Origin of the sequence: uncultured Roseicyclus sp. (genome assembly GCF_937892565.1) — a bacterium.
In the GTDB taxonomy this organism is placed as follows: domain Bacteria; phylum Pseudomonadota; class Alphaproteobacteria; order Rhodobacterales; family Rhodobacteraceae; genus Roseicyclus.
This window is the reverse complement of record NZ_CALAHQ010000024.1, coordinates 25,546-35,381: the sequence shown is the minus strand read 5'-3', so window position 1 is coordinate 35,381 and position 9,836 is coordinate 25,546. Positions and strand designations below refer to the sequence as shown.

Annotated in this window: 9 protein-coding genes; 6 read left to right on the top strand and 3 right to left on the bottom strand. The window is 64.7% G+C overall.

Annotation, left to right across the window (positions count from 1 at the left end; genetic code table 11):
- Window positions 1-56: 56 nt before the first annotated feature.
- Together Q0094_RS03710 and Q0094_RS03705 are read right to left on the bottom strand one after the other, a co-directional pair.
- Window positions 57-767: a glycosyltransferase gene (locus tag Q0094_RS03710; protein WP_297615379.1), complete on the bottom strand. Its 711-nt coding sequence runs from the start codon at window positions 765-767 to the stop codon at window positions 57-59.
- An 80-nt stretch (window positions 768-847) separates the two neighbouring features.
- Window positions 848-1,408 carry a glycosyltransferase gene (locus Q0094_RS03705; RefSeq protein ID WP_297615377.1) on the bottom strand — a complete coding sequence of 187 codons (561 nt, stop codon included), beginning with the start codon at window positions 1,406-1,408 and terminating at the stop codon, window positions 848-850.
- A 415-nt stretch (window positions 1,409-1,823) separates the two neighbouring features.
- On the opposite strand from Q0094_RS03705, the gene Q0094_RS03700 reads away from it, so the two are divergent.
- The 6 genes from Q0094_RS03700 (at window position 1,824) to Q0094_RS03675 (ending at window position 8,665) form a co-directional block, all read left to right on the top strand.
- Window positions 1,824-2,225, top strand: a complete 402-nt coding sequence (locus Q0094_RS03700) for a MerR family DNA-binding transcriptional regulator (RefSeq protein ID WP_297615381.1) — start codon at window positions 1,824-1,826, stop codon at window positions 2,223-2,225.
- 42 nt (window positions 2,226-2,267) lie between these two features.
- On the top strand, window positions 2,268-4,043 hold the full coding sequence (locus Q0094_RS03695) for an acyl-CoA dehydrogenase C-terminal domain-containing protein (protein WP_297615375.1): 1,776 nt from the start codon (window positions 2,268-2,270) through the stop codon (window positions 4,041-4,043).
- Between the two features lie 31 nt (window positions 4,044-4,074).
- A complete protein-coding gene (locus Q0094_RS03690; RefSeq protein ID WP_297615373.1) occupies window positions 4,075-4,266 on the top strand; it encodes a hypothetical protein in 192 nt (63 codons plus the stop codon).
- A 321-nt stretch (window positions 4,267-4,587) separates the two neighbouring features.
- Window positions 4,588-5,223, top strand: coding sequence for a glutathione S-transferase family protein (locus Q0094_RS03685; RefSeq protein WP_297615371.1), 636 nt, complete (start codon window positions 4,588-4,590; stop codon window positions 5,221-5,223).
- A 13-nt stretch (window positions 5,224-5,236) separates the two neighbouring features.
- On the top strand, window positions 5,237-6,448 hold the full coding sequence (locus Q0094_RS03680) for an acetyl-CoA C-acetyltransferase (RefSeq protein WP_297615369.1): 1,212 nt from the start codon (window positions 5,237-5,239) through the stop codon (window positions 6,446-6,448).
- Between the two features lie 15 nt (window positions 6,449-6,463).
- A complete protein-coding gene (locus Q0094_RS03675) occupies window positions 6,464-8,665 on the top strand; it encodes a 3-hydroxyacyl-CoA dehydrogenase NAD-binding domain-containing protein (protein WP_297615367.1) in 2,202 nt (733 codons plus the stop codon).
- A 77-nt stretch (window positions 8,666-8,742) separates the two neighbouring features.
- Here the strand turns inward: Q0094_RS03675 and Q0094_RS03670 are convergent, their stop codons facing one another.
- Window positions 8,743-9,831 carry an enolase C-terminal domain-like protein gene (locus Q0094_RS03670; RefSeq protein WP_297615365.1) on the bottom strand — a complete coding sequence of 363 codons (1,089 nt, stop codon included), beginning with the start codon at window positions 9,829-9,831 and terminating at the stop codon, window positions 8,743-8,745.
- Window positions 9,832-9,836: the final 5 nt, after the last annotated feature.

Below are 9,836 nucleotides of genomic sequence, written 5' to 3'. Positions count from 1 at the left end.
GCCGATCAGCTTGTCATCATGGGCCAAAACAGCCGTCAGCTCATCGCCGCGTCGGGCTAATCCTGCGCCGCGCGGAACCAATGGCGCGTGGTCGCCTTGTAGGCCAAGGGTTCGCGCCGCAAGGCCAGTGGCACGATGCTGTCGTGGCCATACTGGATGCGGGCATAGGCCTGACGCGCGTCAAGGATGACCAGACCCGGCGGACAGCCCTGCGCGGCGATCCAAGTTCCGACCACGCGGGTGAACAAGCCTGGCCCCGACACCGTCAGCGTGTTGCGCAATGCCGCCTTTGCGTCCCTGTCCAGCGCATGGGTCATGCTGGCCGCCGTCGCCGCGATCAGCGCCGCGCACAACGGGTCGCCCGCGCGAAAGCCAAAGCACCAATTGAGCAGATTGCCACGGTCCTTGCGGTTCCAACGAAACACCAGCCCATCTTGCATCCACCGCAGAACTTCATGCCCTCGGCCCGCCCATCGCGCGCGAAGGCTCATGTCGGCATCCAGATAGATCCCGCCATAGGCGTGCAGAAGACACAGACGCAGCAGATCGCAGGCCATGGCCGGATGCGGCGCGCGCTTGAACAACGGCAAGAGATCGGGGGCACGGGCGGCGAGAAAGACCTCGGCCCGGCGCGCGGTCCAAAGCCTGTAGCTGGCCCCGCATCCCCGCACCAGGCGCGCGTTGTGCCGCAGCAGGGCCAAGACCTCGGCGGGGGGATCGCGGTCCCAATACTGATGCACGATGACAGGGGTCCGTCCGTTTGCCATGGCGGGGGGCTTGGCCCGCTGATGCGGCGCAATCGCTGCAACCGCCTCGGCCAAGGGCAGCAAAGGCAAGGACGGCGCGCTCACCGGCGCCGACCCGCCAACAGCCAATGCAACGCCGTCTTCTTGTAGTCCAGCGGTGCCTTCAGCAACTCGGGGCCGTTTTGCACCATCTTGTAGGCCTCATCCACGTCGAGGATCGTGATCCCCTCGGACCCGCGCGCCGCGATCCAGCCGCCCAAGGCCTCGGTCAAGGCCCCCGGCCCCAAAGCCAGCGCGCGTTTGATCGCCCCATCGCCATCTGCCGCCACCGCGGCGACCATCCGCTCCGACATGTGCAAGAGCGCATTCCACGCCAGATCATGGCCCGGCCGAAAGCCAAGACACCAGTTTGGCGTGTTGTGGCGTTCTTGCAGGTTCCATTTGAACAGCAGCGCATCGGTGAAGGACAGCCACAGATGCGCCCCTGTTTGCGCACGCAGCGCCATATCGGCATCCAGATAAACACCGCCATGCCGATACAAGATCGCCATGCGCAGGATATCGCATTTCATGGCCGCGTGCGGCGCGACGTCAAAGGCGCGGCGCACGATATCGGGAAAGCCCTGCTCCAGAAGCTGCGCGCCCGAGATTGCATCCCACACCCGATGCTCCACCCCCGCCGAACGACAGACCCTGCCACAGTGCGCCATGAGCTCGTGGATCTGCCGTGGCGGGTCGCGATCCCAATACTGATGCAAGATACGAGGTGGCCGGGCGCGTTGATGGGCGGCCATCTGAGCACATGCCAAAGGCAGGGGCAGGAAAGCAGGGGCACTGGGATACGCATCACTCATGGCGCGATCCTGCCCAAGCCGTGGCGGCTGGGCAAGGGCTTGATTGGCAAACCGCGCCCTGTCCCCCCGCCTTGCGCGAAAGGAAAATCCTATTGACGCTTGGTCACCCGATAAGGTGACGTGACGTCGCCTTTACGTCAACGTCATGCTATCGTGTAAGCTTAACGCCGACTCACTCAACCGAGCGGCAGGCCCTGACATGTTCGATATGGACGATCCCCAGATGACCGCCGATGTGATGACGATCCGCGATATGTGCGCCGCCTTTGACGTGACGCCGCGCACGCTGCGCTTTTATGAACAAAAGGAACTGCTCTTTCCGATCCGCATGGGCCAAAGGCGCCTGTTCACCCGGCGTGACCGGGCGCGGCTCAAGCTGATCTTGCGCGGCAAGCGCTTCGGCTTCAGCCTCGAGGAAATCCGCCAACTCTTGAACCTGTATTATGTGGGCGACCAACAGGCCACCCAGCTCAGCCGCACGCTCGATATCGCGCGCGATCGGCTGACCGACATGGAACGCCAGCGCGCCGAACTGGATGTGGCCATCTATGACCTCAGATCACAGATGGACCTTGTCGAGGAAATGCTGACCAGCCGCAGCAACGCCCATAATCCGACCGAGTGACCACCCGCGCCGACCCGAACCGCCGATACCGGAGCTTGCCCGATGCCCAGCTACACCGCCCCCACAAAGGACATTCAGTATATCTTGCATGATGTGCTTGATATCGCCGGGACCGATGTTCCGGGCTATGGCGATCTGGAACCGGGGTTCACCGCAGCCGTTCTGGACGAGGCAGGAAAAATCGCGGCCGAGGTCCTGGCGCCGCTCAACCCCGTGGGCGACAGGCTGGGCTGCCGGATGGAAAATGGCGTGGTCTATACCCCGCCCGGGTTCAAGCAGGCCTTTGCGCAGATGAAGGCTGGCGGCTGGCCGGGCATCGACATGCCCGAAGAATTCGGTGGCCAGGGCATGCCCTATGTCATGGGCACGGCGGTGGGCGAATTCTTCTCATCGGCCAATCAGGCCTTTACCATGTATCAAGGCCTGACCCACGGGGCAGCTTCAACCATCTTTGCCCATGGCACCGACGACCAAAAGGCGACCTATCTGCACAAGATGGTGGCCTGTGAGTGGACAGGCACCATGAACCTGACCGAACCTCATTGCGGCACCGATCTGGGTCTGATGCGCACCCGCGCCGAACCGCAGGCCGATGGCAGCTACAAGGTGACCGGCCAGAAAATCTTCATCTCGGCGGGCGAACATGATCTGGCCGAGAACATCATCCATCTGGTCTTGGCCAAGATCCCCGGCGGCCCCGAGGGGATCAAGGGCGTGTCGCTCTTCATCGTGCCGAAAGTCCTCGTGAAGGCCGATGGCAGCCTGGGTGCGCGCAACGGCGTGAGTTGCGGCAAGATCGAGGACAAGATGGGCATTCATGGCAATGCCACCTGCGTGATGAATTACGATGGCGCCACCGGTTACCTTCTGGGCGAGCCACACAAGGGCATGCGCGCCATGTTCACCATGATGAACGAGGCGCGGTTGGGCGTGGGCATGCAAGGTCTGGCACAGGCCGAGATCGCCTTTCAGAATGCGCGCGCCTATGCCCGCGACAGGCTGCAGGGCCGCGATGTGACAGGCGTCAAGAACCCCGACGGTCCGGCCGATCCGCTGATCGTGCATCCCGACATCCGCCGCAACCTGATGGAACAGAAAAGCTTTACCGAAGGGGCGCGGGCCTTTTTGCTGTGGGGTGCCACGCTGATCGATGCCGCCCATCGCAAAGGCGACAAGGATGCCGACGGGTTGGTGTCGCTGCTGACCCCGGTCATCAAGGGCTTTGTCACCGACAAGGGCTACGACATGACGGTTCAGGCCCAACAGATTTATGGCGGGCATGGCTACATCGAGGAATGGGGCATGTCGCAATACACCCGCGATGCCCGCATCGCCATGATCTACGAGGGCGCCAATGGCGTGCAAGCCCTGGATCTGGTCGGCCGCAAGCTTGCTCAGGACGGCGGCAAGCACATCATGGCCTTTTTCGATCTGGTCAAAGGGTTTTGCAAAGACAATGCCGATACCGACGGCATGGATGGCTTTGTCGAACCGCTCAAGCGCGCGTCGAGGGACCTGCAGACGGCGGCGATGTATTTCCTGTCCGAAGCCGGCAAGAACCCCAATGCGGCGCTGGCGGGCAGCTATGATTTCATGCATCTGTTCGGCCATGTCTGCCTTGGCCTGATGTGGGGGCGGATGGCGCGGGCCTCACGCGATGCGCTGGCCCATGGCACCGATGATCCGGTGTTTCATCAGACCAAGCTGGCCACGGCGCGGTTCTACATGAGCCGGCAATTGCCCATGACAGCGACGCATCTGGCACGCATCCAGTCGGGCGCCGATCCGGTCATGGCGCTTGAGGCTGCGAATTTCTGAAGTGTTCCAACACCTTGGAGAAAGGAAAGCCATGCCCGGACACAGGCGACAGACGCGCCGCCCCACGATCGCGACACGCAAGGATGGCTTTCGCACGCCGCGCGCCCTGTCGCGGGCGGCTTGGGGCCGCCATGGCGCATCCCTGTCCGTCCTCTTCGAAAGCCGGGCAGGCATGATCGACGGCGAAAAACGGATGGCGCGGCGCAGGGTGTTCCATGCCTAGCAGGCCGTCCGCAAGCAATCAGGGGCGGCGCGACGCTGCCCATCGACGGTCTTGGTGGCGGGCGTTGCCATGCGTATTTGTGGAAAGATGAAAGGGGGTCCGACGCCCTGTCGGGCCGAGTGTTCCCCAACGGCGTCCGGACACCGAGGGGCGCTGCACGTGCCGACAGGGCGCCTTCACCTTTCACGGTCATCGGCTCGCCAGCCTGTACCGTGGGATCAGACTGGCGCGATATCCTTAACAAAACGTTATGAGCCTTCATCTTTCCGAAAATACGCATAACAAGGCCACACCACGCGCAACGACCAAGGGATGCCCAGCATGACCAACACACTTTACTGCTTCGGAGAGTCCGGCAACGCCTACAAGGCGGCCATTGCGCTGCAATTGGCGGGCCTGCCTTGGACCGCGCGTCATGTGGATTTCTTCGCCGGCGAAGCGCGCAGCCCGGAATTCCGTGCGCTCAACCCGATGGGCGAGGTGCCCGTTCTGGATGCGGACGGGCTGATCCTGACGCAATCAGGCGTCATTCAGGATTGGGTGATGGATGAGACAGGCCTGCTGTGTGGCGACGGCGCGCGCGCCACGCGCCGCGAGATCCTGCGCTGGACGATCTTCGACAACCAAAAGGTCTCGGGTCAGGCGGGGCCCTTGCGTTTCCTGATGAACTTCCTGCCCGAAGACAAACGCCCGGCGGGCGCGATCGAGTATCTGGCGGGTCGGGTCAAAGGCGCGCTTTCGGTGCTGGAGGCAGAGTTGTCCACGCGGGACTGGCTGGTGGGCGACAGCCTGACATGCGCAGATCTGTCGTGCTGCGGCTATCTGTTCTACCCTGAACCCTTTGGCTTTGCGCGGGCCGAATACCCCGCCATCGATGCCTGGCTTGACCGTATCGCTGCCCAGCCCGGCTGGGCCCATCCCTATGATCTGATGACGCGCGCCTTTCGTGCCGCCTGACCGGAGACGCAAGATGACCGATGCCTATATCTATGACGCGATCCGAACGCCACGTGGCAAGGGCCGCCGCGATGGCGCGCTCCATGAGGTGACGGCGGCGCGGCTCTCGGCGGTGATGCTGAACGCGCTCAAGGCGCGCAATGATCTGTCCGGCCACGCGGTTGAGGATGTGATCTGGGGCAATGTCACACAAGTGATGGAACAGGGCGGCTGTCTGGCGCGCACCGCCGTGCTGGCCTCGGAGCTTGACCAGCGCATCCCCGGGCTGGCGATCAACCGCTTTTGCGCCAGCGGGCTCGAGGCGGTGAACCTTGCCGCCAATCAGATCCGGGGCGGTGCTGGCGCGGCCTATATCGCGGGCGGCGTCGAGATGATGAGCCGCGTCGCCATGGGCAGCGACGGGGCCGCCATCGCCGTCGATCCCGCCATCGCGATGGAGACCCATTTCGTGCCCCAGGGCATCAGCGCCGATATCATCGCGACCGAGTACGGGTTTTCGCGGGCGCAAGCCGATGCCTTGGCCGTCGAAAGCCAATCCCGCGCGGCACGGGCCTGGGCCGAGGGGCGCTTTGCGAAATCCATCGTGCCGGTGACCGACATCAACGGGCTGACCATTCTGGACCATGACGAATACATGCGCCCCGGCACCGACATGGCGACGCTGTCGGCCCTCAAGCCCGCCTTCAGGGAGATGGGCGAGATGATGCCCGGCTTCGACCAGATCGCGCTGATGAAATACCCCCATCTGGAACGCATCGCGCATATCCACCATGCCGGCAATTCCAGCGGTATCGTCGATGGGGCGGCGGCGCTCCTGATCGGCAACGCCGCTTTTGGTCAGGCGCATGGCCTGAAACCCCGCGCCCGCATCCGCGCCACGGCCAAGATCGGCACCGATCCCACCATCATGCTGACCGGACCCGTGCCCGTGACCGAAAAGATCCTTGCCGACAGCGGCATGGCGATTGCCGACATCGACCTGTTCGAGGTGAACGAAGCGTTTTCGGCCGTGGTGCTGCGCTTCTTGCAGGCCTTCGGGGTCGATCCGGCCCGCGTCAACGTCAATGGCGGCGCGATTGCCATGGGTCACCCGCTTGGGGCGACCGGCGCGATGATCCTCGGCACGCTGCTTGACGAGCTGGAGCGGACGGGCAAGGGCACGGGCCTTGCCACGCTGTGCGTCGCCTCGGGCATGGGGGCCGCCACCATCATCGAGCGGCTGTAAGGGGAGACTGGAACAATGGCTGATTTCACCATGGAAAAAGGCGCCGATGGCGTCGCTGTCATCACCTGGAACGTCGCGGCGCGGTCGATGAATGTGCTTACGCGCGAAGCCTATGCGCTGGTCGATGCGCTGATCGATGACGCGCTGGCAGATCCCGCCGTCAAGGGCATCGTGCTGACCTCGGGCAAGGAGACATTCGCGGGCGGCATGGATCTGAACACGCTGGCCAGCATCTCGGCCGAAGCGGGCGATGATCCGGCGCAGGCGCTGTTCGATTTCACCATGGGCGGCCACCGCGTCTTGCGCAAGCTTGAGCGCGCGGGGATGGACGCCCGGACGAACACGGGCGGCAAGCCTGTGGCCGTTGCGATCACCGGCACCTGTGCGGGCATCGGCACCGAAATCGCGCTGGCCTGTCACCGCCGCTTCATGGCCGACAATCCCAAGGCACGCATCGGCCTGCCGGAAATTCTGGTGGGGCTGTTCCCCGGCGGCGGGGGCACGACGCGCTATTCCCGCATGGTGGGTGCAATGGCAGCCGCCCCCGTGCTGCTCGAGGGCAAGATGCTCGATCCCAAGGCGGCCCGCGCGGCGCAATTGATCGACGAGGTGGTGGCACCCGATGCGTTGCTGGCCCGCGCCAGGGAATGGGTTCTGTCGGCGACCGATGCCGATATCGTCAAGCCCTGGGACCAGAAGGGCTGGAAGATGCCCGGCGGCGCACCCTATCATCCGGCGGGCTTCATGACCTTTGTCGGCGCCTCCGCCATGGTGGGTGGCAAGACCAAAGGGGTCTATCCGGCCGCCCGGGCGCTGTTGTCGGCGGTCTATGAGGGCGCGCTGGTCGATTTCGACACAGCGCTCAGGATCGAGGCGCGCTGGTTCACCCATATCCTGATGCACCCCTCCTCAAGCGCGATGATCAGGTCGCTGTTTCTGAACAAGGAAGCGCTGGAGAAAGGCGCCAACCGCCCGGCCCTGCCCGATGAAAAGGTCACGAAGCTGGGCGTGATCGGCGCGGGCATGATGGGGGCGGGCATCGCCTATGTCAGCGCCAATGCCGGCATCGAGGTGGTGCTGATCGACGCCACGCAAGACGCGGCCGACAGGGGCCGGGCCCATGCCGAGGGGCTGCTCGACAAGGGGCTGAAACGCGGCAATGTCACGCCCGAGAAAAAGGCCGGGGTGCTGGGCCGCATCCATGCCACCACCGATTACGCGGCCCTTGGCGGGTGCGATCTGATCGTGGAGGCGGTGTTCGAGGACCCGCGTGTCAAGGCCGAGGTCACGCGCAAGGTGCTGGCCTCGGTCGGCCCCGACTGCATCTTTGCCACCAACACCTCCACCCTGCCCATCGGCGACCTGGCCAAGGCCAGCGACCGGCCCGATCAGTTCATCGGCATCCATTTCTTCAGCCCCGTCGACAAGATGGCGCTGGTCGAGATCATCCGGGGCGCAAAGACAGGCGATCGGGCGGTGGCCAAGGCGCTCGATTACGTGCGCCAGATCCGCAAGACCCCCATCGTGGTCAATGACGCGCGGTTCTTCTACGCCAACCGCTGCATCATTCCCTACATCAACGAGGGCATCCGCATGGTTGCCGAAGGCGTGGCGCCCGCGCTGATCGAAAATGCGGCCAAGCTGTTGGGCATGCCCTTGGGGCCGTTGCAACTGGTTGATGAGACCTCGATCGATCTGGGGGTCAAGATCGCGCGGGCAACCAAGGCGGCGATGGGGGCCGATTACCCCGATGATGCGGTCGATGCGGTGCTGTTCTGGATGGCGGATCAAGGCCGGTTGGGGCGCAAATCCAAGTCCGGCTTCTATGCCTATGACGCGGCGGGCAAGCGCGAAGGGCTGTGGGAAGGTTTGGCCACACGCTACCATGTGGCCGACAAACAACCCGACCTGATTGAGGTGCAGCATCGGCTGATGTTCATCCAGACGCTGGAAGCGGTGCGCGCGCTGGAACAAGGTGTCCTGACCGATATCCGCGAGGGCGATGTGGGCGCGATCCTGGGCTGGGGCTTTGCGCCTTGGTCGGGCGGGCCGTTCTCATGGCTCGACATGCTGGGCACGCCCTATGCGGCGGACCGCTGCGAGCAACTGGCAGCACATCATGGCGCGCGCTTTGCCTGCCCTGCGCTCTTGCGCGATATGGCCGACAAGGGCCAGAGCTTCTACGGACGCTTTGGGGTCAAGCCGCAAGCGGCCTGACACAGAGGGGTGGGAAAACTCGAGTTTTCCCACCCGAAAAACCCGGGTTTTTCGGTGCGTTTTCCGACAGGAAAACGCTACCCCGCCCGGCACGCGGCAAGCGCGCCCTCGTCGGGCGAAAGCCCCAGGCCCGGCGCATCAGGCACCCGCAGCATTCCCCCCGCCATCTGCGGGGGGGTTTGGGTCAAAAGCCGCACGATACGGGCCTGTGCCCGGTGCAATTCGACCGCACCCGCCCCCAGCGCCCCGCACATCCAGTGCAGGTTGACCAGATCCCAGCCACCCGCGGGCGACACCGTGCAGCCCGCCTGAAGCGCGGCGCGCGCTGCGCTGACCGCAGCCCCGATGCCACCCGCAAAAACGGCGTTGGGCTGGATCACGCTCACCCCCGCCTCGGCCAACAGATCGAAGCGGTCGGCGGATTGCTCCATCTGGCCCGCCCCAAGCGGCATGGGGGCCATCTGTGACAGTGCGGCCAGCGCGTGGCGGTCATTGGCTTTCACCGGTTCCTCCAACCAGGCCAGATCCAGCGCTGCGGCCCCGCGCACAAAATCCATCGCGCTGTCGAGATCCCAACCGCAATTGGCATCAGCGATCAGCTCAGCCCTGGGGCCGATGGCGGCACGCACGGCACGCAGGCGGACCAGATCCTCGGCCACGCCGCGCCCCTTGGCCGCGACCAGCACCTTGACCCCTTGCGCGCCATTCACGACCTCATCGGCACAGGCCCGGATCAGCGCGTCGATCTCCAACGCGGGAAAGCCGCACGTCACATGCACGGGCGCGGCGGGCCGCGTTGCGCCCAACATCGCCGCCACGGTTTCGCCCGCCCGCTTGCCCGCCAGATCCCACAGCGCCACATCCAGCGCCGACAGCGCCGAGACCACGACACCTGTCATCGCGCGCGGGTTCAATTGGCGCGCCAGATCCGGCAAGGGTCCGGGACGGGCCAGCGCCTGGGCCACGGCGCCATTGAGCAGATGGGCCACCTCGGCCACGCAGAAACGGCCGGTAAAGCCGTCGCCGGTGACGCCATCGGCATCCGTGATGCGCAACCGCAAAAAGGTAAAGCTGTCCTCGCCCGCATAGGGGGCCGGATCGCCCGGCGCGGCCGTTGCCCGATGCACATCGGCCTGGACCCGCAAAGGCCCCTCAATCTCGATCATCGCAT

Bases quoted from the DNA above. Each gene is read 5' to 3' on its own strand.
- Q0094_RS03695 (WP_297615375.1), top strand. From the start codon at position 2,268: ATGCCCAGCTACACCGCCCCCACAAAGGACATTCAGTATATCTTGCAT.
- Q0094_RS03675 (WP_297615367.1), top strand. From the start codon at position 6,464: ATGGCTGATTTCACCATGGAAAAAGGCGCCGATGGCGTCGCTGTCATC.
- Q0094_RS03700 (WP_297615381.1), top strand. From the start codon at position 1,824: ATGACCGCCGATGTGATGACGATCCGCGATATGTGCGCCGCCTTTGAC.
- Q0094_RS03680 (WP_297615369.1), top strand. From the start codon at position 5,237: ATGACCGATGCCTATATCTATGACGCGATCCGAACGCCACGTGGCAAG.
- Q0094_RS03710 (WP_297615379.1), bottom strand. From the start codon at position 767: ATGGCAAACGGACGGACCCCTGTCATCGTGCATCAGTATTGGGACCGC.
- Q0094_RS03690 (WP_297615373.1), top strand. From the start codon at position 4,075: ATGCCCGGACACAGGCGACAGACGCGCCGCCCCACGATCGCGACACGC.
- Q0094_RS03685 (WP_297615371.1), top strand. From the start codon at position 4,588: ATGACCAACACACTTTACTGCTTCGGAGAGTCCGGCAACGCCTACAAG.
- Q0094_RS03670 (WP_297615365.1), bottom strand. From the start codon at position 9,831: ATGATCGAGATTGAGGGGCCTTTGCGGGTCCAGGCCGATGTGCATCGG.